18 protein-coding genes are annotated in these 21,867 nt (G+C 32.0%); 10 read left to right on the top strand and 8 right to left on the bottom strand.

The window, feature by feature from the left end:
• Nucleotides 1–449: 449 nt before the first annotated feature.
• Together BFJ87_RS14030 and rlmF are read right to left on the bottom strand one after the other, a co-directional pair.
• Nucleotides 450–2,621: an endonuclease MutS2 gene (locus BFJ87_RS14030; RefSeq protein ID WP_077405899.1), complete on the bottom strand. Its 2,172-nt coding sequence runs from the start codon at nucleotides 2,619–2,621 to the stop codon at nucleotides 450–452.
• Nucleotides 2,622–2,686: 65 nt separating this feature from the next.
• Nucleotides 2,687–3,550 (bottom strand): 23S rRNA (adenine(1618)-N(6))-methyltransferase RlmF, encoded by an 864-nt coding sequence (gene rlmF, locus BFJ87_RS14035; protein WP_077405902.1) that lies wholly within the window; start codon nucleotides 3,548–3,550, stop codon nucleotides 2,687–2,689.
• 101 nt (nucleotides 3,551–3,651) lie between these two features.
• Between rlmF and BFJ87_RS14040 the strand changes: the two genes are divergently transcribed.
• From BFJ87_RS14040 to BFJ87_RS14070, 7 genes are all read left to right on the top strand, one after another.
• On the top strand, nucleotides 3,652–4,989 hold the full coding sequence (locus BFJ87_RS14040) for a DEAD/DEAH box helicase (RefSeq protein ID WP_077405905.1): 1,338 nt from the start codon (nucleotides 3,652–3,654) through the stop codon (nucleotides 4,987–4,989).
• A 13-nt stretch (nucleotides 4,990–5,002) separates the two neighbouring features.
• The gene (locus BFJ87_RS14045; RefSeq protein WP_077405908.1) at nucleotides 5,003–6,313 is read left to right on the top strand and encodes a DEAD/DEAH box helicase; all 1,311 of its coding nucleotides are present in this window, start codon (nucleotides 5,003–5,005) and stop codon (nucleotides 6,311–6,313) included.
• A gap of 2 nt (nucleotides 6,314–6,315) precedes the next feature.
• Entirely contained in the window at nucleotides 6,316–7,866 is a 1,551-nt protein-coding gene (locus BFJ87_RS14050) for an SDR family NAD(P)-dependent oxidoreductase (RefSeq protein WP_077405911.1), read from the top strand.
• A gap of 134 nt (nucleotides 7,867–8,000) precedes the next feature.
• Entirely contained in the window at nucleotides 8,001–8,507 is a 507-nt protein-coding gene (locus BFJ87_RS14055; protein ID WP_077405915.1) for a peroxiredoxin-like family protein, read from the top strand.
• Between the two features lie 207 nt (nucleotides 8,508–8,714).
• On the top strand, nucleotides 8,715–8,906 hold the full coding sequence (locus tag BFJ87_RS14060; RefSeq protein ID WP_013622397.1) for a cold-shock protein: 192 nt from the start codon (nucleotides 8,715–8,717) through the stop codon (nucleotides 8,904–8,906).
• A 144-nt stretch (nucleotides 8,907–9,050) separates the two neighbouring features.
• A complete protein-coding gene (locus BFJ87_RS14065) occupies nucleotides 9,051–10,310 on the top strand; it encodes an NAD(P)/FAD-dependent oxidoreductase (RefSeq protein WP_077405918.1) in 1,260 nt (419 codons plus the stop codon).
• Nucleotides 10,311–10,387: 77 nt separating this feature from the next.
• Complete coding sequence (locus tag BFJ87_RS14070; protein WP_077405921.1) at nucleotides 10,388–10,837, top strand: KTSC domain-containing protein; 450 nt, start codon at nucleotides 10,388–10,390, stop codon at nucleotides 10,835–10,837.
• Nucleotides 10,838–10,987: 150 nt separating this feature from the next.
• Here BFJ87_RS14070 and BFJ87_RS14075 read toward each other — a convergent pair whose 3' ends face one another.
• The 6 genes from BFJ87_RS14075 to BFJ87_RS14100 form a co-directional block, all read right to left on the bottom strand.
• Nucleotides 10,988–11,797 carry a type 1 glutamine amidotransferase domain-containing protein gene (locus tag BFJ87_RS14075; RefSeq protein ID WP_171974519.1) on the bottom strand — a complete coding sequence of 270 codons (810 nt, stop codon included), beginning with the start codon at nucleotides 11,795–11,797 and terminating at the stop codon, nucleotides 10,988–10,990.
• A 9-nt stretch (nucleotides 11,798–11,806) separates the two neighbouring features.
• Nucleotides 11,807–12,964: an iron-containing alcohol dehydrogenase gene (locus tag BFJ87_RS14080; protein ID WP_077405924.1), complete on the bottom strand. Its 1,158-nt coding sequence runs from the start codon at nucleotides 12,962–12,964 to the stop codon at nucleotides 11,807–11,809.
• Between the two features lie 38 nt (nucleotides 12,965–13,002).
• Nucleotides 13,003–14,001, bottom strand: coding sequence for an NADP-dependent oxidoreductase (locus BFJ87_RS14085; protein ID WP_139344255.1), 999 nt, complete (start codon nucleotides 13,999–14,001; stop codon nucleotides 13,003–13,005).
• Nucleotides 14,002–14,011: 10 nt separating this feature from the next.
• Nucleotides 14,012–14,644, bottom strand: a complete 633-nt coding sequence (locus BFJ87_RS14090) for a nitroreductase family protein (RefSeq protein WP_077405929.1) — start codon at nucleotides 14,642–14,644, stop codon at nucleotides 14,012–14,014.
• Between the two features lie 25 nt (nucleotides 14,645–14,669).
• Entirely contained in the window at nucleotides 14,670–15,248 is a 579-nt protein-coding gene (locus BFJ87_RS14095; protein ID WP_077405932.1) for a TetR/AcrR family transcriptional regulator, read from the bottom strand.
• A 100-nt stretch (nucleotides 15,249–15,348) separates the two neighbouring features.
• On the bottom strand, nucleotides 15,349–15,924 hold the full coding sequence (locus BFJ87_RS14100) for a pseudouridine synthase (protein WP_077405935.1): 576 nt from the start codon (nucleotides 15,922–15,924) through the stop codon (nucleotides 15,349–15,351).
• Nucleotides 15,925–16,067: 143 nt separating this feature from the next.
• Here BFJ87_RS14100 and BFJ87_RS14105 point away from each other — a divergent pair, with 143 nt between their 5' ends.
• From BFJ87_RS14105 to BFJ87_RS14115, 3 genes are all read left to right on the top strand, one after another.
• Nucleotides 16,068–18,191 (top strand): M3 family metallopeptidase, encoded by a 2,124-nt coding sequence (locus BFJ87_RS14105; RefSeq protein ID WP_077405938.1) that lies wholly within the window; start codon nucleotides 16,068–16,070, stop codon nucleotides 18,189–18,191.
• Between the two features lie 209 nt (nucleotides 18,192–18,400).
• A complete protein-coding gene (locus BFJ87_RS14110; protein WP_077405942.1) occupies nucleotides 18,401–19,216 on the top strand; it encodes an AraC family transcriptional regulator in 816 nt (271 codons plus the stop codon).
• A 138-nt stretch (nucleotides 19,217–19,354) separates the two neighbouring features.
• Complete coding sequence (locus tag BFJ87_RS14115; protein ID WP_245799643.1) at nucleotides 19,355–21,808, top strand: TonB-dependent receptor; 2,454 nt, start codon at nucleotides 19,355–19,357, stop codon at nucleotides 21,806–21,808.
• Nucleotides 21,809–21,867 lie beyond the last annotated feature (59 nt).

The raw sequence follows: 21,867 nt of genomic DNA on the forward strand, positions 1-21,867 counted from the left end.
ACTCTATAAGTGTAAGTTTATTTTTTATGTCTACTTTAGAATAAAAATAAAAAAACGGTGTATAGTAAGCACTCATAGAATATAAGTTTTATATGCTATTTAAAGTTTTAAATTAAAAAAAAATACATTTTAATTTATTAAATATCAGCTATTTGAATAAAAATTAAATTTATTGACATCTTTTTTGACCAGTTGTGCGTATATACACTGTTGTTAGATAAAATCTTTATAAAATGTAAAGATTTTACACCAAAAACCAAGAAAATATATGCTTGTCCATAGTTTGTCCATAGTATTTTCTTTAAAAATGCATTGTTAAAAGTTACTTTTGCAGTGTAAGAAAAAATATTAACTAAATAATTTCACCCAAAAATATTTAGTTTTAAAAGTTGGGGAACAGTCGGCCTCTTAAGTAGTTTTGTAAACTTCATAATACTTAATGCTGGCTGTTATTTTTTAGCTTGTACCAACTCTAATTTATCTACACTAACACTTGTGGTAAATAATCCGTAATTAACAACAGCTTTATTTTTCTCTAAGGTGTCTATACTACCTACAGCTTTACCATCTAGTAAACGTACCCTGTCACCAACTTTAAAAATATATTTAGGTTTTAGTTTTTCTTTTACAATAGCCTTTTTCTTTTCTACTTTTTTCTTTTCGCGTATTACCTCTACCTTTTTGGCTACTTCTTGTTCTACTAACTTCTTTTTAGCTTTTTGTGCTTTTACTTCTTTTGCTGTTTTCTTTTTGCGTTTACTATTTTCAGTTTCCACAATACGCAATAGCTCAGCTATTACTACCTTTTTTTTCTTATCCTGAAAATATTTTTCTGCGGCATCATTAACCTTATTACCCAAATAAATCATTCTTTGGTTATGGTCATAAAGCTCTTGATAATTTTCTAGTTTAGATTTTATTTTAGAGTTTAGTTCTTCAAGTCGTCTAGATTCTTGTCTAGCTTTACTTTCTTCTTCTTGTAACCTAGAACCTGTTTTTTCCATTTTGCTTCGCTCTTTTTGCATTTTAGCAATAGTAGCATCAAAACGTACTTTACCTCGCTCAATTTTCTTTTTAGCTTTATTAATTAAGCTATAAGGTATACCGTTTTTTTGTGCAACTTCAAAAGTAAACGAACTACCTGCTTGTCCTAACACAAGTTTAAAAGTTGGTTCTAAACTTTTTGCATCAAACAACATATTTGCATTGGTTGCGTGTGGTAATTCATTGGCAAGCATTTTTAAGTTAGCGTAGTGTGTTGTTATAACACCATAAGCACCACGATCATAAAAAACTTCTAAAAATGTTTCTGCCAAGGCGCCACCAAGTTCTGGGTCACTACCTGTACCAAACTCATCAATTAAAAAAAGTGTTTTATCATTACACTTTTTTAAAAAGCTGTTCATATTTTTTAGTCTATAGCTATAGGTACTTAAGTGGTTTTCTATAGATTGATTATCTCCAATGTCAGTCAATATTTTTTCAAACAAACAAACAGTACTACGTTCATGTACCGGAATTAGCATTCCGCTTTGTAGCATCACTTGTAATAAACCTATAGTTTTTAGGGTTATACTTTTACCACCAGCATTTGGACCAGAAATTACAATTATTCTATTATCTTGTTTAAGCTCTATAGTTTGTGGCCACGTTTTTTCATTTTTTCTTGTATTTGTTAAATACAAGAGTGGGTGGTAAGCATCTCGCAAATACATTTCTCTTTCTTCACTAATTTTTGGTAAAAGAGACTTTGTATCTTGTGCATATTTGGCTTTTGCAGCAGTAACATCGGTCTGTGCAAGGTATTCTTGGTAATTGGCCAATACGTAATCAAAAGGTTTAATAGCAGCTGTTAATTCTTTTAAAATACGATTTACTTCCTCCTTTTCATCATACTCTAAATTATTTAATTCTCTGCTGTAACGTAAAGTAGCCTCAGGTTCTATATATACAATACTTCCTGTTTTAGAAGCACCCATAACAGCTCCTTTTACTTTTTTACGGTACATTGCTTTAACAGCCAATACACGCCTATTATCTACAACAGATTCTCTAATTTCATCTAAATAATCTGCAGAATTGTAAGAGTTTAAAGCCGACAGAAAACTAGAATTAATTCGGCCTTTTACAGCATTAATTTCTCTACGTAAATCGTATAATTTATTGGAAGCTTTGTCTTTTACATCACCAAATTTGTCTATTACGGCATCTATTGCATTTGGTATTTCTGGTAACACGTTTAAGGTGTTAGAATAATTGTGTAGTAAAGGATAGTATTCTTTAAATTTCTTAAAAAACTTAGTATGCACAACTATAGTATTGCATATATTACTAATTTTTTTAAATCCACCAATTTCTAGTGTTGCATTTTCTATTTTAAGTAAATGTAATTCCTTAGTTATGGTATCAAAACCGTGATTGGGTATTCGGTTTTCATTATCATAAGATGCTACATACTCATTGGTTTTACCCAATTGCTCTAAAATTTCTTCTTTGGAATGAAAAGGAGCTATTTCTAGAGCCAATTCTTTACCTAACTCTGTACTACAACGTAAATTTATATGTTCTAATACGGTATTAAATTCTAGGTCTTGAAGAGTTTTAGGGTGTATTTTATGCATTGTATAATTTTAAGCCTTGCAAAGGTAAAGATAAGTGATGAAACTGTGAATTTGTAGTGTTTATTTTAAGCATTAAACTTCCAAGCTAAAATTCTACTTTTTTTGTTTCCTTGCTGCATTGGTATTATAAAATGTATAGCCTTAAGCTTTGTAAGCTGTTTTTGTAATTTTGGTAAATTATCGCTTTTAGAAACCAAGCTTGTAAATATGGTAACTTGATTTTTAAACAAAACGCTTTCTTTTATTAATCTTTTTAAAAATAATCCTTCACCACCATTACACCAAAGCTCATTAGCCATACCGCCAAAATTAAGTTCCAATTCACTAGTTTGTTTGCCTAAATTTTTAAGCTTGCGTTGCGTTCCTTTAGTAGCTTCTTTTTCAGATGAATGAAAAGGAGGATTACACATTGTAAAATCAAACTTCTCATTTGGTTTAATTATACCAGTAAAAATGTTTGCATTACTATTTTGTTTCCTTATTTCTATGCTATCTATTAAGTTAGTGTTGGCTGCTACAATTTGTTTGGCATTAGTAACTGCGGTTTCATTAATATCTGCACCAACCATTTGCCAATTGTAAATTGTTTTACCTAAAATTGGATAAATGCAATTTGCACCTACTCCTATGTCTAAACCCTTAATATTGTTTATTACATTTTCATTGTTAAGTATATCTGCAAGGTGGTGTACGTAATCTGCACGCCCAGGAATGGGAGCACAAAGGTAATTTTTTGGTATATCCCAATGTTTTACATTATAATGAACCTTTAATAGGGCCTTGTTTAATTCTAAAACAGCAATAGGATTTGCAAAGTCTATAGTGTTATTTCCAAACTCATTAGTAATTATAAAAGGAGCTAAAGCAGTATGTTTTTCTAGTAACTTTTTAAATTGATATGGTGTATTATGTAGGTTTTTTGGATGCACAGTAACTGTTTTTTACAAATGTAAGATGATATCTAATGAGTTAGCTAATTTTTTTATGCATTCTAGCAAAAAGAGTACCTATCTTTGCGCAAAATTAAATTATGTCAAAAAAGTTTTCTAAACTTGGAGTATCTGCTCCGCTTCTAAAAAGTTTAGCCGAATTAGAGATTACTACTCCTACAGAAATACAAGTTAAATCTATACCAGTTTTATTAGAAGCTAACAAAGATTTTGTTGGTTTAGCAAAAACAGGAACAGGAAAAACCGCAGCTTTTGGTTTGCCACTTATACAATTAATAGATACAGAAAATGACAACATACAAGCTGTAATAGTTGTGCCAACAAGAGAGCTTGGTCAACAAATTTATAGTAATTTAGTTTCTTTTGCTTCACATATGCCTGCTGTTTCAATAGCATCAGTATGTGGTGGTACTCCTATAAAACCACAAATAGAACGTTTAAAAGAAAATACACACATAGTTATTGCTACACCAGGTAGATTAATAGATTTACTTAAACGTAACGCAATTAGTATTAAAAATGCTAAATACCTTGTTTTAGATGAGGCAGATGAAATGGTAACGTCTTTAAAAGATGGTTTAGATACCATTGTGGCCGCTTTACCTAAAGATAAGAGAACTATACTGTTTACAGCAACAATGCCAGGTGCCATTAAGCAAATGGTACAAAACTATTTATCTAAACATGTTACGCAAGTAAGTGCAAACATGGAGACGGTTGGTAACACTAGCATAGATCACCAATATGTTGTTGTAGAACCAATTGAAAAACTAGAGGTTTTAATGCACTTTTTAAACACTAAAGAAGGGCAAAGAGGAATAATATTTTGTAAAACTAAAGCCGCTGTTAACAAACTTGCAAAAAACTTGGCCATAAATAAATTTTCTTCTGGAGCATTACACGGTAGTTTAACACAACCAATAAGAGATCGTATAATGGGGCAGTTTAGAGAAGGGCACATAAAAATATTGGTGGCTACAGATTTGGCCGCTCGTGGTTTGGATGTAAAAGAAATTACCTATGTTGTAAATTACCACTTACCCGATGTTTATGAAACTTATGTGCATAGAAGCGGACGTACAGCAAGAGCAGGAGCAGATGGTTTTTCGTTAACAATACTACAGAAAGAAGAGGAGCAAGACATAGCAGAGTTTGAAAATGAATTAGGCATAACGTTTAAAAAGTTTAAAAAAGCAGATGCTGCTAGTATTGAAGAAAATAATACGCTTTTATGGGCTAGAAAAATTTTTAAAACCAAGCCAAATCATAACATTTCTCCAGATTTTAAGGAAAAAGTACATACCATTTTTCATCATTTAACTAAAGAAGAATTGGTAGATAAAATTTTAGCAAATCATTTAGGACAAACCAAAAAACTTGGTTCTGCTCCATCAGAAGATAACAGCTTTACGCTTTAATAGCATAAATAGTATGGCAAATACAATTAAAAATCAAGAGGATATTTTACAGAAATTAAATATTCATCAATTAAATCCAATGCAGCAAGAGGCTCTTGCTGTAATAGAAAATACCACAAACACTGTATTATTATCGCCAACAGGAACAGGTAAAACACTTGCTTTTTTATTGCCTTTAATAAATAGGTTAAATCCAGAGTTAGAAGAAATACAAGCTTTAATTTTAGTGCCTTCTAGAGAATTAGCCATACAAATAGAGCAAGTTATACGTTCTATGGGATCTGGTTATAAAGTAAATGCTGTATATGGTGGTAGAGCAATGTCTAAAGATAAAATAGAGCTTAAACATACGCCAGCTATTTTAATAGGTACTCCTGGTAGAATTGCAGATCATTTTGATAATGAACGCTTTTCTACAAATTATATAAAAACTTTGGTTTTAGATGAGTTTGATAAATCTTTAGAGACTGGCTTTGAGGAGGAAATGAAATACATTATAGGGTTACTTCCTAGTTTAAATAAGCGTATTTTAACTTCTGCAACACAAGGAGTTCAAATACCTAAATTTGTTAGGTTAGACAAGGCAGTAACTATTAATTATTTACAAGAAACTACCAAAAAATTAGCAATAAAAACAGTGGTTTCTCCAAACAGAGACAAACTGCGTACCCTACTTAATTTATTAAATAATGAAGGTAATAACCCTGGAATTATTTTTTGTAACCTTAGAGAAAGTATAAAGGGAGTTAGTAAATTTTTAGATAAAAATAATATTACTCACGGCTGTTTTCACGGAGATATGGAGCAGAAAGATAGAGAGCGTTCTTTACTTAAATTTAGAAACGGTACTTATGATGTTATTGTTGCTACAGATTTGGCAGCACGTGGTATAGATATTCCAGAGATGAAATATATTATACATTATGAGCTTCCTTATAAAAATGAAGAGTTTATACACAGAAATGGAAGAACTGCACGTGTAAATGCTAAAGGAACAGCTTATGTATTAAAATGGGAAGAAGAAAATTTACCAGATTTTATCAAAAATGTACCCGTAGCAAAAATTAATAAAACAGGAACCAGAAAACCACCGTACTGGACCACATTATTTATTTCTGGTGGTAGAAAAGATAAAATATCTAAGGGAGATATTGCTGGTTTATTTTTTAAACAAGGCAATATTAATAAAGATGAGTTAGGGGTTATAGAACTTAAGCAAGATTGCACTTTTGTTGCTGTACCTACTACAATTGCTTCTAAACTTGTAAATAAATTAAGCAATACAAGATTAAAAAAGAAAAAAGTTAGAATAAGCATTATTTAAGGATGAGTAAAGAAACCGCTGGTGCAAATAATGCATTACAACAAGAAGAAATAGATAAGTGTATTTCTGTTTTAGAACACTTAATTAATAATACCGATGAAATTTTTGAAATTTCTAAGGAGAGAAGAACCGCTTTAATTAAAGCAGCTGGTCAATTATCTAGACCAAATAGAGACGAGTTTTCTAGAAGAAAAAAAGATGCAAAAAAAGCTCAAAAACGCAAGCAAGATGCCAAAGACCGCAATGCACGTAAAGAAACTGGTATACGTAGTGCTCGTGAAGCAGTAGTTTTTGTTGCTCCTAAATTGTTACCTCAGGCAGATTTAACTAACCAAAAAGAACTAGAACTACAGTCGCCAAGAAACTGTTATGTATGTAAAGACTTGTTTACCAAGCTGCATCATTTTTATGACACTATGTGTACTAGCTGCGGAGACTTTAATTATGCCAAACGTTTTCAAACAACAGATTTAAAAGGTCAGGTTGCGGTAATTACTGGTTCTAGGTTAAAAATAGGGTATCACATAACATTAATGTTGTTACGCGCTGGTGCTACAGTTGTTGCAACTACAAGGTTTCCTGTAGATTCTGCTTTGCGTTTCTCTAAAGAAGAAGATTTTACGCAATGGGGCCATCGTTTAAAAATTCACGGTTTAGATTTAAGACACATACCAAGTGTAGAAATCTTCTGTAATTTTATCGAGCAAAAATATGAGAATTTAGACATTTTAATTAATAATGCAGCCCAAACAGTGCGCAGGCCAGCTGGTTTTTACACGCATTTAATGGCTAATGAAGAAACTCCAATTTCTGATTTGCCTAAATATGCCGCAGATTTGTTACAAGATCATGTTGGTTGTATGCAAGAACTTAAGGCACTAACTTCTGGCGCATCACCCAATAAAAATATGCCAGTAACCTGGCACGGTCCAGAACCAGGAATAGGAATAAGAGCTTCAGCTAAATTATCGCAAATTCCGTATAGTTTTGATAATTCTTTACAAACATCAGAAGTGTTTCCAGAAGGAGAGTTAGATGCGGATTTACAGCAAGTAGATTTACGTAAAACAAACAGTTGGCGTTTAAAACTTGGTGAAATTGAAACTACAGAAATGATAGAAGTACAGTTGGTTAACTCAGTAGCCCCATTTGTACTGTGTAATCGTCTGTCTGAAGTTATGAAAAAAGAAAACACGGGTAAAAAACATATTATAAATGTTTCAGCTATGGAAGGTAAATTTCATAGGTTTTTTAAAGAAGACAGGCATCCGCATACAAATATGGCTAAGGCAGCTTTAAATATGCTTACCCATACCGCAGCAGGCAGTTTGGCTAAAGATGGTATTTATATTAATGCTGTAGATACTGGATGGGTTACAGATGAAGATCCTGCAGAATTATCTAAAAGAAAAGTGGAATTACATGATTTTCAGCCTCCTTTAGATATTGTAGATGGTGCAGCACGTGTAATGGACCCCTTAATAGATGGTATTAATACAGGTAAACATTGGAGTGGTAAATTTTTAAAAGATTACCGACCTATAGATTGGTAATTTTAAATAGACGTTAAACTTCTGTTAGGGTTTGTTAAATGCTCTTTATTAGTTTTCTCTTTTTGTAAATTATACCATATTGATGTTTTCATCAGTAGAATTATATGTATAACAAATTTTGAAAATTTTATAGAATGATAAAACCTAGAGAAAAAACACCAGAATTAAGTATTAAATTGGTAAATGACAGCACTTGGAAATTAAGTGAGCAATCTCCTAAAAATTTTACTTTAATTCTTTTTTATAGAGGTAAACATTGTCCTGTATGTAAAAAACAATTAGAAGAACTGCAAAGTATATTACCTAAGTTTACAGAACGCGGTGTAAATGTAATTGCCATAAGTTCTGATACAGAAGATGTGGCAAAGAACACATATAAGGAATGGAATATTAATGATATTCCGCTTGGTTATGGTTTCTCTATAGAAGAGGCACGAAAATGGGGACTGTTTATATCTAAAGGTATAAAGCAAGAACCAGATTATTTTACAGAGCCAGGCTTATTTTTATTATCACCAGATACAACAGTGTACTGGGAGTCTATACAATCTATGCCCTTTGGAAGACCAGAATTTAATGATGTTTTAGGAGGTATAGATTATATTTTAAAAGCAGATTACCCAGCAAGGGGAGAAGCATAATTTTACAAAAATAACAGCTGTAACTTTTTTATGGTTTAATTAAAAAAAGTATAAAATGGTAGTATACAGCTTGTTGTAAAACAATATAAATTTTTGTTGCAATATTAACTTTAAGTTAACTGATTATAAAGTATTTAAATAAATTTTGGTGGTACGCAAGTTTAGTATTACTTTTGTTGTAAATTAATTTATTATAAATACAATACAATGAGTAAAGGAACAGTAAAATTCTTCAACGATGAAAAAGGATTTGGTTTTATCACAGAAGAAGGTTCAGGTAAAGACATCTTTGTACACATCTCTGGTTTAGTAGACGAAATTCGTGAAGGCGATGAAGTTGAATATGAGGTTACAGAAGGTAAAAAAGGTTTAAACGCAGCAAACGTAAGAGTTTTATAACATATACTAGTAAAAGCTTTAAGCTAAAGAGTCTATTCGGCAGAATAGACTCTTTTTTTTTTGCTAATTTTTAACGTAAAAACTAGAGGTATATCAACCTAAAAAATAAGCTTATTTTGTATCTTTATTGTACAATATATACTTATGGGAGATAAAAAAAAAGTAGTAGTTATAGGTGCTGGTTTTGGTGGTATAACTATAGCAAAAGCTTTTAAAAACAAAAATGTAGACGTACGTCTAATAGATCAAAACAATTACCATAACTTTCAGCCTTTAATGTATCAAATTGCAACTGGTGGTCTAGAACCAGATAGCATAGCTTATCCTGTTAGGCGTATTTTTAGAGGATACAATAATGTTACGTTTAGAATGGCCAATGTTTTTTCTGTTAATTCGGAAGCTAAAGAGCTAGATACTTCAATTGGTACAATTAAATATGACTATTTGGTTATTGCAACAGGAAGTCAAAACAACTTCTTTAATTTTGAACCTATAAAGGATGAATTGCTTACACTTAAATCTATACCAGACGCATTAAACTTAAGAAGTTACATTTTTCAAAATTTAGAAAAAGCACTAGCTAAAAAGGATATAGAGCCATTAGATGAAATATTAAATATTGCAATTGTTGGTGGTGGACCAGCAGGTTTAGAGTTGGCTGGTGCGCTGGCAGAAATGAAAAAGCACGTTTTACCTAAAGATTTTCCGGATTTAGACATTTCTAAAATGAGTATAAATTTATACGAGGCTTCTCCTAACTTATTAAATGCAATGTCTAAAGAAGCTTCAGAAAAAAGTTTACTGTATTTAAATAATTTAGGAGTTAATGTACATTTAAACTCTAGAGTTAGCTCATACAAAAACAATAAGTTACAAATAGGTGATAGTAGTTTTTATACAGATACTGTAATTTGGACAGCTGGTGTTAAAGCTGCACCTATAAGTGGTTTGCCAAAACAGGCCATAGTTGGTGGTAACCGTATTGCTGTAGATCAATACAACCAGGTAATACAAGCTAACGATGTTTTTGCAATTGGTGATGTTGCTGCGCATATTACAGAAAATAATCCTAATGGTTTACCTATGTTGGCTCCAGTAGCACAGCAACAAGGTGCGCATTTGGCAAAAAATATAATGAAATTGGTAAATAATGAAAAACCCGAACCTTTTGTTTATGTAAACAAAGGAGTAATGGCTACCATAGGCCGTAAAAAAGCAGTGGTAGATTTACCTAAATTTAAGTTTCAAGGAACATTTGCTTGGATTGTGTGGATGTTTATACATATAATGTCTTTGGTAGGTTTTAAAAATAAAATATCTGCTTTTATGGGATGGATGACTAATTATTTTACCTACGATAGGCCATTAGGATTAATTATTAGGCCATTTACTAAAAGAAAATAATATTCTATTGTAGTTTATAGATTGATAATCAATTAAAAAGATGTAATTTCGCGGCTGGTTTTAAAAAAAACACCCGAATGAAACGTATAAATCAATATAAAAAGATGTTTTCTGTAGAGAATTCTATAGATCTTAAGTCATTAAAAACTAGCTACAGAAAGTTGGTTAAAGAGTGGCACCCAGATAAGTTTCAGGAAGGAGACGCAAAACGTGAAGAGGCTGAAATTAAAAGTAGAGAAATTATAGATGGCTACCATTTTTTGGTAAGTATTGCTCCAGAAACTAAAGAGGCTAACGCAGAAGAATATAAAGCGTTAACAACAGCTTCTGGTATTTTAGACTTTCAGCATAATGGCCAGCTTTTAGAAATTACTTTTTTAGATGGTACTACCTATGAATATTTTGGTGTTCCTAAAAAAATATACATAAAAATGATTAACTCAGATAAGATTTACCGTTTTGCAAAACGTAATATTTTTGAGTCTTATATGTACCGTAAGTCCAAAAAAACAACACAAGAAGCTTAGTAATTTTTTATTTAATTAAAACTCTGTAATTTATTGTTTTTAAATATTTTAACAGGTCTTGGTTAAATATTTTTTTATTGTGTTTGTTATATGTAAAAGCCCGTAAACAAATTTGTTTACGGGCTTTTTATTTACTAATTAAACACTTAATTATTTGTTTAATTCTGCAACTAGTTTTTCTGCTACTAACTCAGACGATGCTGGGTTTTGACCAGTAATTAAATTACCATCTTGTATTGCATATGCAGCCCAATCCTCTTTTTTAGAATAAATACCACCATTTTCTTTTAGCATATCTTCAACTAAAAAAGGTACAACATCTGTAAGTTGTACAGCTTCTTCTTCAGAATTTGTAAATCCTGTTACTTTTTTACCTTTTACTAATGGGTTGCCATCTACATCTTTAACACCTTTTAAAGCAGCAGGAGCATGACAAACAAATGCCACTGGTTTTTTCTGTGCATTAAATTTTTCAATTAAAGCAATAGATTTCTCATCGTTGGCTAAATCCCATAATGGACCGTGACCACCAGGATAAAATACAGCATCAAAATCATCTGCATTCATATCTGCTAAAACCTTAGTGTTTTCAATTTTAGCTTTTGCATCTGCATCGTTATTAAAACGTTCTGTGTCTTCTGTAGCTGCATCAGGAGCATCACTACTTGGATCTATTGGAGCAGCACCACCTTTTGGTGTGACAATTGTAATTTCTGCCCCTTTGTCTAATAAATTGTAATACGGATTAGCAAATTCCTCTACCCAAAATCCTGTTTTTTTACCAGTGTCTCCTAATTTATCGTGTGATGTTAATACAAATAATACTTTCATTTTTTTATCTTTTTTAAGTTCTTTTTTATCTTCTAAAACTTTTTCAGAAGATTGCTTTTCTTTTTTGTTATTGCAAGCTGTAACTGTTAATATAACAAGTGCAATAACTGTTGTTTTAATTAAATTCATTTTAGCAATTTAGTATGCCATTTTTACAATTTTTTCTGCATCTTCTGGCAATAATGCTTGGCGCTCACCTAATTTCCAACCACGCTCTGTAAAACGTTTGGCTATTTCTTCTGCAGTACCTTCATAATCTTTTGTATAGTCAGATAATTTAGTATCTATACCTAATTGGTGAAAGAAAGCCTCAGTTTTTTCTATAGCAGCATAGGCTTTATCATCTATACTACCTTCCGTTACATTCCAAACACGTTCTGCATATTGTGCTAATTTTTCCTTTTTAGCTTCAAAATTGTATTTGTAATGACTAGGTGTAACTACAGCTAATGTTCTTGCGTGGTCTATACCAAATAAAGCTGTTAACTCGTGCCCCATCATATGTATAGCCCAGTCTCCTGGAACTCCTTGTTGTATTAAACCATTTAAAGCCATTGTACAACTCCACATAAAGTTAGATGCTGCTTCATAATTTGTTGGGTCTTCTACAACAGTAGGAGCAACTTCTATTAGAGTTTGCAAAATGCTTTCTGCAAAACGATCTTGCAATAACCCCCCAGCAGGGTAGGTCATATACTGTTCTAAAACGTGTGTAAAAGCATCTGTTATACCATTTGCTAACTGGCGTTTAGGAATAGATGTTATTACTTGCGGATCTAGGATAGAAAAAGTAGGGAACAATGCTGGTCCGCCCATAGATAGTTTTTCTTTGGTTTCTTCTCTAGATACTACCAAACCAGAATTCATTTCAGAACCAGTTGCTGGTAGAGTTAATACTGTTCCAAATGGTAATCCTTTGCTAGGACGCTCTTTGTTTTTTAGCATTTCCCAAGGCTCTTCACCTTCATACAAAGCCGCAGCAGATAAAAATTTGGTGCCATCTATTACAGAGCCACCACCAACAGCTAATAAATATGTTATGTTTTCATCTTTAATAACTTTTAGCGCATCCATAAGTATGTTGTACTCAGGATTTGCAGGAATACCACCAAACTCTACTATATCTACTTTAGCTAAAGCAGTTTTTACTTGGTCATAAATTCCGTTTTTTTTGATACTACCACCGCCGTAAAGCATTAAAACTTTAGCGTCTGAAGGTATTTCTTGGGTTAATTTATCAATTGTGTTTTTTCCAAAAATTATTTTAGTTGGATTTTTGTATTCAAAATTGTTCATTTTCTTTAGTTTTTAAGTTGATAAAAAAAATCTAACTTTTAGATTTTTACAATCATTTTCCCTTTGTTTTTACCATCAAACAGATCTATAAAAGCAGCAGGGATATTTTCAAATCCTTCTACTATAGTTTCTGTATAGGTTAACTTGTCTTGTGCCAACCAAGTTGATAATTCTTTCATTGCTTCTGGGAATTTATCGGCATAGTTAGAAACAATAAAACCTTGCATTAAAGCACTGTTTTTTACTAAAAATGGTTGTACGCTTATACTTTTTGGTAACTCTGTATTGTTATAGACAGATATTGCGCCACAAATAATCATTCTAGCAAATTTGTTAATGTTAAAAAGCACAGCATCAGATATAGGTCCGCCTACATTGTCAAAATAAACATCTACGCCATTTGGAGCGGCCTCTGCAATAGCAGCAGTCATATTTTTTGTAGTGTTGTAGTTAATACCAGCATCAAACCCAAATTTAGACTTAAGCATTTCTACTTTTTCATCTGTACCAGCAATACCAACTACGCGTAGTCCTAAAAGTTTACCAATTTGACCAACAACGCTACCAACGGCTCCGGCTGCACCAGATACAACAAGTGTTTCACCCGCTTTAGGTTTTCCTATTTCTGTTAATCCTAAATAAGCTGTTAAGCCCGTCATACCTAATATACCTAAATAAGCACTTAATGGCGCTTTAGATTTGTCTACTTTTAAAAGACCTTCTCCTGTAGACACTTGTTGTGTTTTCCAATCTAGCATACCAGAAACAAAATCTCCTTCTGCAAAATTTTCATTTTTAGAAGCAACTACTTTAGCAATAACACCAGAGTGTACTGGTTTATTTAACTCAAACGGAGGAACGTAAGATTTAGCATCGCTCATTCTTCCTCTTAAATAAGGATCTACAGAAACATAAGCGGTTTCTAATAGTATTTCACCATTAGTAATGGTAATATCAGATTCATTGGTTACAAATTCAAAATCTGAAACTGCTGGCCTTCCAACAGGTCTGTTTTTTAATAAAATTGTCTGAATCATAAGTTTTGTTTTATTCAATTACTGTTACTAAATCCTCTGTACTTTTACGTACTTTAACCAAGTTAACTAACCAGTCTTCTTCTGTTTTTCTGTATCCTAACGGAAGTAAAACAGCACTGCGCAATCCTTTTTCTCTTAAGCCTAAAATTTCATCAACAGCAACAGGATCAAAACCCTCTAACGGTGTTGCGTCTACCTTTTCAAAAGCGGCAGCCATAATTGCATGTGCAAAAGCAATGTATGCCTGTTTAGCGGCGTGATTAAAGTTTTCTTCAGCATCTCTTTGTGGGTACATATCTAACAACATTTTTCTGTAGTTTTCCCAACCCTCGTTTTTAAAACCACGAATTTCATTTGTCAAATCAAACATATAGTTAATACGTTCTGGAGTATAGGTATCCCAAGCAGCAAAAACTAGTAGGTGAGAGCAGTCTGTTATTACAGATTGGTTCCAAGCTATTGGTTTAATTTTCTCCTTAATTTCTTGGTTTTTCACTACTAAAATTTCAAAAGGCTGTAATCCACTAGAAGTAGGAGCTAAACGTGCAGCTTCAATAATCCTTTCAATTTTATCTTCTGCTACTTTTTCGCCATTCATTGCTTTAGCGGCATATCTCCAATTTAATTTATCTAATAACTCCATTATAGTTTATGTTTAGTTAATTTTTTTAAGCTTTTATACTATTCCAAGCAGCTAAGTAAGCTTCTTGTATATGTTTTTGATTAAGAGTTATTGCACCTCTTTTTTGCGATATTATCAGAAATGATAAAGGAATAATTGTGTATGCGTACATTAAATAGTCTGATAACTGGTTTAGAACTCCTTCTTTTCTGCCGCGTTCCCAAAGATCCAATAAGGTCTGAAAATGTTTAATGCCCTCTTCTCTGCTAGGTTCATCTATCATAGGAGTATTGTCACACTGAGCTAAAAACATAGCTTCTTCACAATTTTTAAATTTAAAATCTGCAATTCTATTCCAAATAATTTTAAATCCTTCTTCAACAGACATTTCTTCTTTATATGTTTTAAAGGCATAGTCTGTAAATTTCTCTTTAACTTCTATATAAGTTTTATTTACTAAATCTTGCTTGTTTTCAAAGTACAAGTAAATAGTAGCAGGAGATACATTGGCCATTTTAGCAATTTTAGACATAGGTGTTGCATGAAAACCATTGTTATTTACCAACTCTATAGTTGCTTTAACAAGGGCATTACGCTTATCTATGCTTTTCTGTAATTTTGCCATAACTTTTTTAGTTCTACTGCAAAGATATATAAAAATGAATGTTCATTCTTTTTTTTAACGCTATTTAATATCATCTTAACAAAAATGTTAATTAAGAGCCTTAAATGTTAATGGGTGTTACACTGCCTAGTGTAAGGTTGTCTAAAGTAATATTGTTTATACGCACACGTACCAAACGTAGGGTAGGGAAACCAACAGCAGCAGTCATTTTACGTATTTGTCTAAATTTGCCTTCGGTAATACAAATGCTAATCCAGCTGTTAGGGCGGTGCCTTCCTAATCTAATTTTAGTGCTTGGTTCTGGTAAATTTTTTGGAGTTTCTATGTGTTTTACAATACAAGTTTTTGTTGTGTAAGTAGTACCATTTAATCCTATTACTACACCTTTTTCTAGCTTGGTTATAGCCTCATCAGTTATTATGCCATCTAACTGTGCGTAATATTCTTTTTCTATGCCCAATCTGTTAATTGTATCACTCAATTTACCATCTGTAGTTAAAAGTAATAATCCTTCAGATTTTTCATCCAAACGGCCAACAGGCATAATTCCTTTAGGAAAATTATAAAATTCAGCTAAAAATTTTTTGTTAAGCTGATTGTTGTCATTACTAGCCAACTGACTAAGAACACCATATGGTTTATACATTTTGTAGTGAATATGTTGGCTTTTGGGCATAAAAGTAATTTGTTATTATAGCAAAAATAGAAAGAAAAACAGAACTGCTATACAGATTTAAACTCTATAAATATTAAGACAATTTTAAGAGTGAAGACAAAGGAACAAAAGTATCTTTATATCCGATAAAAAATCTATTATTAATGAAAAAAATATATACCATAGCACTTGTTACTGTTTTGTTTGCTTCTTGTAAAGATGCAAAAACAAAAACGGGGACAACTACCACTAACACTATGAATACTACAGAAAACCCGTTATTAGTAGAAAGTACATTACCTTATGGTGCGCCCAACTTTTCACTAATTAAAAATGAACACTTTAAACCTGCATTAGAACAGGGTATTAGAGCGCAAAAAGAAGCTGTAAGTAAAATTGCTAATAATACAGAGCCAGCTACTTTTGATAATACTATTTTAGAGTTAGAAAAAAGTGGAACACTGTTACAAAGCGTACAAAATGTTTTTTCTGGACTAACAGGAGCACACACCAATGATGAGTTGCAAGCTGTACAAGAAGAAATGGCTCCTAAATTCTCTGAGTTACAAGATGGTATTTATTTAAATGACAATTTGTTTAAGCGTGTAAAAGAATTATATGTTAAAAGAGATAGCTTAGTTTTAGATCCGGAATCATATAAGTTATTAGAATCTTATTTTGAAGCCTTTGAAAAAGCAGGTGCAAACCTTAGTTCTGAAGATAAAGAAACGTTAAAAAAATACAACACAAAGTTAGCAACACTAATAAACAGTTTTAATAAAACTTTGTTGGAAGCTAATAATAATGGAGCATTAGTTTTTACAAACAAGGAAGATTTAGCTGGTTTAACAGAAGCTCAGTTAAAGTCGTTAGAAAACAAAGACGGTGAAGGCTATAAAATTCCGCTACAAAATACTACGCAACAACCGTTATTGCAAAGTTTAGAAAACAGAGCTACTAGAGAAAAAATTTTTAAAGCTGCTTTTAACAGAGCAGATGGTACTAAAAATGATACCAAAGATATTATTACTAAGATAGCAGAACTAAGAGCTAAAAAAGGAGCTTTATTAGGCTTTAAAAATTATGCTGAGTGGAGTTTACAAGGTACTATGGCAGAAAAACCAGAAAATGTATTTACTATGTTTAATGGTTTAATACCTGCAGCTACTACTAAAGCAAAAAATGAAGCAGAAGAAATACAAAAAATGATTGCCAAAAATGGTAAAGATTTTACTTTGGAAGCTTGGGACTGGAACCGTTATGCAGAAATGGTAAAAAAGGAAAAGTACGATTTAGATGAGAGTGCTATTAAACCATATTTTGAGATAAAAACAGTTTTAGAAAAAGGTGTTTTTTATGCAGCAGAAAAATTATATGGTATAACATTTAAAGAACGTAAAGATATACCTACCTACCATAAAGATGTTATGGTGTATGAGCTATTTGAAGAAAATGGTGACCAATTGGGCTTATTTTACGCAGATTATTTTGCTAGACCAAGTAAAAGAGGTGGTGCTTGGATGAGTAATTTTGTAACCCAGTCTCACTTGTATAACAAAAAACCTGTTATATATAATGTGTGTAATTACCCAAAACCAGCAGAAGGTGATGAAGCCTTACTAACTTATGATGAAGTTAGTACTATGTTTCATGAATTTGGACACGCTTTACACGGTTTTTTTGCAAACCAAGAGTACCCTTCTTTATCTGGTACTGCTGTAGCAAGAGACTTTGTAGAGTTTCCTTCTCAGTTTAATGAAAACTGGGCTTTATACCCTGAGGTTTTAAAAAACTACGCACTACATTACAAAACAGGAGAAAAAATACCTCAAGAGTTAATTGATAAGATTAAAAAAGCAGGTACATTTAATCAAGGTTATAGTTTAACAGAAAACTTAGCAGCTTCTAATTTAGATATGAAATGGCATACTATTAGTCCAGATTTTACAATATCTAGTGCCAGTGCTTTTGAAAAAGATGCGCTACACAATACAAAACTAGATGTAGTAAGTGCTGTGCCACCACGTTACAGGTCTACTTATTTTGCTCATATTTTTGGAAGTGGTTATGCTGCCGGATACTACTCTTACTTATGGACAGAGATGTTACACCACGATGCATACAATTGGTTTGAAAACAATGGTGGTTTAACTCGTGAAAACGGGCAGCGTTTTAGAGATATGGTACTGTCTAGAGGTAATACTGTAGATTTAGAGGCTATGTATAAGAACTGGAGAGGTAGTGATCCTAAAATAGAACCTATGTTAAAAGCACGTGGTTTAAAATAAACGCGATTGTATAAATTTTAAAAGGAGCCTATATGGCTCCTTTTTGTTTTTAGCACGCTAAATTTTAGCTTATTTTAAGTGTTGTATAAACATTATAAAGTTAGTATTTAGCGAAATCCTTTTCGTGGTTTTAACAAATTTTATAGATACTCCTTTTATCAATTACCTCTTATATTTTTTACATTTACTAAAACCAAATTTAAATTAACTTGCAAAGTTCTATTAAAACATATAATAAAATTTCTTCTAGTTTAGATATAAAAATAGAACCATTTGATACACGTAAACGTTATACAAAACCACACAAGCACAACAAGTATTTAGAGATTGTTTACTTTACCAAAGGTACTGGCTACCATCACATAGATTTTAAAAGTTATAAAATAGAACCTCCCGTATTTTTTTTAATAAAAAAGGATCAGGTTCATAATTGGGAAATAGATACTGAACCAAAGGGCTATGTAATAATTATTAAAGAATTATTTTTAGAAAAAACGCTAGATAAATTTATAAATACCCAACTGTATAAGTTAAAAAATAGCTCTAAGGTTATAATTAAAGAAGTTGACAGTTCTTTAGAATACTTGTTTAAAGCTATGAGTTTAGAAATTAAACAAGAATTTGCTAACCAGGAAGTTATAGAAGGTGGTTTAAAGTCAATTTTAGCTAAGTTGGTTGGCTATACAACCACAAACTTTGTTACAGATTACACAAGTTTGAGTTCTGGTTTTTTAGATTTACTATCTACTCAATTAAAAAATAATGTAGCTTTTTACGCCACCCAATTGCATACTACTTCTCAGAACTTAAATGCAATGTGTAATAAGGTTTTTGGTAAAACAACATCAGATGTTATAGCAGAGCATATAATAAAAGAAATAAAAAGACAGCTGCTATTTACAAACAAATCTGTAAGTGATATAGCTTATGATTTAGAGTTTAAAGATACATCACACTTTACAAAATATTTTAAACGTTATGTGTTGCAAACACCTTTGCAATTTAAAAAAGCTGCTAATACATAAATTAGACCATTATTTTGTTAATAACACCATTCTTACGCTAAAACAACTATTACTTTAGCTTTCAATAAAAATAATAGTATTATGAAAATGAAAACGCTTTTTTTACTGATGTTTTTCTGTTTTATTTGGCAAAACCTTATGGCTCAAATAACAGGTAAAGTAATAGATGCAAGCACCAACCAAGCCCTAGAATATGCTACAGTTGCATTATACAAAAAACAAGATTCTGTTTTGGTTACTGGTGTTATAACAGAGTTAGATGGTTCTTTTAAAATACCAAACATAAAAGCTGGCAGATATTATTTAGAAGCGTCTTTTTTAGGGTATACAACAAAAACTATTAGCCCTGTATTACTATCTAAAAAAGGAGAAAAACTGAGTTTGGGAACTATACAATTGTCTTTAGGTAACCAATTAAACGAAGTTGTAGTACAAGCAGAGCGTTTAGCGGTTTTACATAAAATAGACCGTCAGGTTTTTGATACTAAAAAATACCAAAATAGTGAAGGTGGTTCTGCTGTAGATGTAGTTAAAAATTTACCTTCTGTTACTGTAGATGGTCAAGGAGAAATTAGTGTTAGAGGTAGCCAGGGCTTTTCTGTATTGGTTAACGGTAAGCCAACACAAGGAGACGCCAGTGCAATTTTAGCCCAATTACCTGCAAATGCGTTAGAGTCTGTAGAGCTTATTACTGCTCCGTCTTCTAAATACGACCCTGAGGGCAAAGGCGGAATTTTGAATATTATAACTAAAAAAGGAGCTACAAACGGTACGTACGCACAGGTAAATGTACGTGGCGGTTTTCCGTCTATAGAAGAATATGATACAAAAGAAGCTGCACAGCGTTACGGTATAGATGCAACGCTAAATAAACGCACGGATAAATGGAACTTTTCTTTAGGAGCTAGTTACCAACGTAATGATAAAACAGGTAGAAGAGAAGGTGATATGTTTATTGTAAACGAAGCCGAAAATAAAACTACTTTTTTGCCCTCTGATGGCGAACGTAGTTTTGACGAAATTAGTTATAATGGTAGGTTTAATATAGACTTTACTCCTAATAAAAGAGATAGTTATTCTGTTGGTTTTTTTGTTGGGAAACACACTAAAGATAGATTAGCAGATATTGTTTATTATGACAATCACGCAGTGTCACCATCAAATAGTGATAATAGGTTGTATACATTTACATATTACAACCACAACCTAAGAATTAGAAAAGGAGATTTTGCTTTGGGTAGTTTTGATTATGAGCATAAGTTTGATGATGAGTCTAAATTAGCGGCATCATTTTTATATGAATATACTTTTTTAGGCGGACCAACGGAGAATGACAACCTTGGTTATCCAGATAATACTATTGTTTACCAGCAAGAATACAATACTAATGATAACCCATTATATGGTACACGGTTTAATTTAGATTATAAGTTTAAACCTTTTTCTTTTGGAACTTTAGAAGCTGGTTATCAGTTTCGTAATTTAGACCATACAGGAGAATTTGTATACCAAAGAGATGGTGTTTTGGTACCAGAGTTTTCTAGTGATGTGTCTTTAGATAGAACTATACACTCTGGATACACACAGCTTACTGGAGCAAAAAACAAGTGGGATTATGCTGCTGGTGTGCGGTTGGAGTCTATGGATAGGGAATATAGAGAATCTTTAAAAAGTGAAATTTCTCCCAATAGCTATAAATATGATTTTGCAAAGCTTTTTCCGTCTGCATCTTTACAATATAAAATTAATGATAAAACAAAACTAAAAACGGCTTATAGCAAAAGGGTAGAGCGTACAACGACTTTTAAAATGAATAGTTTTGCAGAAAGAGAACACTCTGAAGTTTTTGAGCAAGGAGACAATAAATTAGAGCCAGAGTTTATAGATTTGGTAGAAGTAGGAATAACAAAAAAGTTGAAGCAAGGAAATTCTTTTTTTGCTACGGCCTACTATAGAAGTGTAGAAAATGTAATTAACCGTGTTAACGTACTTGCATACCAGGAAAATGGAGCTGTAATAGATACTATTATAAACCGTGTGTATTCTAATGTAGGTAAAAGCAACGCCTTTGGTTTAGAGGTTGGAGCAACCATTAAACCCACTAAAAATTGGTCTAACTTTATTGGAGCAAATGTATATAGTTATGATATTAAAGGTGCTTTAAACTTTAACCACAGAGATGGTATTGCACGTACTTACGGTATAAATAGTAATGCAACTATTTACTCTATAAACTTAAACTCTACGTATAATTTTTGGCAAAATGCTAGCGCACAGTTTTCGTTTAATTATTTATCAGACAGAAACACGGCAATGGGAGAGGACTCCAGATTTTATTCTCCGAATCTTACGCTTAGAAAATCGTTTTTAGATAATAAATTAACAGCAACATTGCAATGGCAAAATATAGATATGGGACTTTTAAATACAAATGAGCAACGTATTACTACATCTAGAACTGGGCAATTTTATACTACAACAAATTATAAATATGAGGTAGATATGGTTTCTTTAAACTTGTCTTATACATTTAACGCAAACAAAAATAAATCTAAATTTATTGATAGTGAATTTGGTAAACGAGAGTTTTAATTAATCTGTTAGATTTGTAAATTAAAGCCTAGTTAATGTTTGTATAGCTAGGCTTTTAC

It is taken from the genome of Cellulophaga omnivescoria, assembly GCF_001999725.1.
In the GTDB taxonomy this organism is placed as follows: Bacteria; Bacteroidota; Bacteroidia; order Flavobacteriales; family Flavobacteriaceae; genus Cellulophaga; species Cellulophaga omnivescoria.

Bases quoted from the DNA above. Each gene is read 5' to 3' on its own strand.
- BFJ87_RS14030 (WP_077405899.1), bottom strand. From the start codon at position 2,621: ATGCATAAAATACACCCTAAAACTCTTCAAGACCTAGAATTTAATACC.
- BFJ87_RS14040 (WP_077405905.1), top strand. From the start codon at position 3,652: ATGTCAAAAAAGTTTTCTAAACTTGGAGTATCTGCTCCGCTTCTAAAA.
- BFJ87_RS14045 (WP_077405908.1), top strand. From the start codon at position 5,003: ATGGCAAATACAATTAAAAATCAAGAGGATATTTTACAGAAATTAAAT.
- BFJ87_RS14050 (WP_077405911.1), top strand. From the start codon at position 6,316: ATGAGTAAAGAAACCGCTGGTGCAAATAATGCATTACAACAAGAAGAA.
- BFJ87_RS14055 (WP_077405915.1), top strand. From the start codon at position 8,001: ATGATAAAACCTAGAGAAAAAACACCAGAATTAAGTATTAAATTGGTA.
- BFJ87_RS14060 (WP_013622397.1), top strand. From the start codon at position 8,715: ATGAGTAAAGGAACAGTAAAATTCTTCAACGATGAAAAAGGATTTGGT.
- BFJ87_RS14065 (WP_077405918.1), top strand. From the start codon at position 9,051: ATGGGAGATAAAAAAAAAGTAGTAGTTATAGGTGCTGGTTTTGGTGGT.
- BFJ87_RS14070 (WP_077405921.1), top strand. From the start codon at position 10,388: ATGAAACGTATAAATCAATATAAAAAGATGTTTTCTGTAGAGAATTCT.
- BFJ87_RS14075 (WP_171974519.1), bottom strand. From the start codon at position 11,797: ATGAATTTAATTAAAACAACAGTTATTGCACTTGTTATATTAACAGTT.
- BFJ87_RS14080 (WP_077405924.1), bottom strand. From the start codon at position 12,964: ATGAACAATTTTGAATACAAAAATCCAACTAAAATAATTTTTGGAAAA.
- BFJ87_RS14085 (WP_139344255.1), bottom strand. From the start codon at position 14,001: ATGATTCAGACAATTTTATTAAAAAACAGACCTGTTGGAAGGCCAGCA.
- BFJ87_RS14090 (WP_077405929.1), bottom strand. From the start codon at position 14,644: ATGGAGTTATTAGATAAATTAAATTGGAGATATGCCGCTAAAGCAATG.
- BFJ87_RS14095 (WP_077405932.1), bottom strand. From the start codon at position 15,248: ATGGCAAAATTACAGAAAAGCATAGATAAGCGTAATGCCCTTGTTAAA.
- BFJ87_RS14100 (WP_077405935.1), bottom strand. From the start codon at position 15,924: ATGCCCAAAAGCCAACATATTCACTACAAAATGTATAAACCATATGGT.
- BFJ87_RS14105 (WP_077405938.1), top strand. From the start codon at position 16,068: ATGAAAAAAATATATACCATAGCACTTGTTACTGTTTTGTTTGCTTCT.
- BFJ87_RS14115 (WP_245799643.1), top strand. From the start codon at position 19,355: ATGGCTCAAATAACAGGTAAAGTAATAGATGCAAGCACCAACCAAGCC.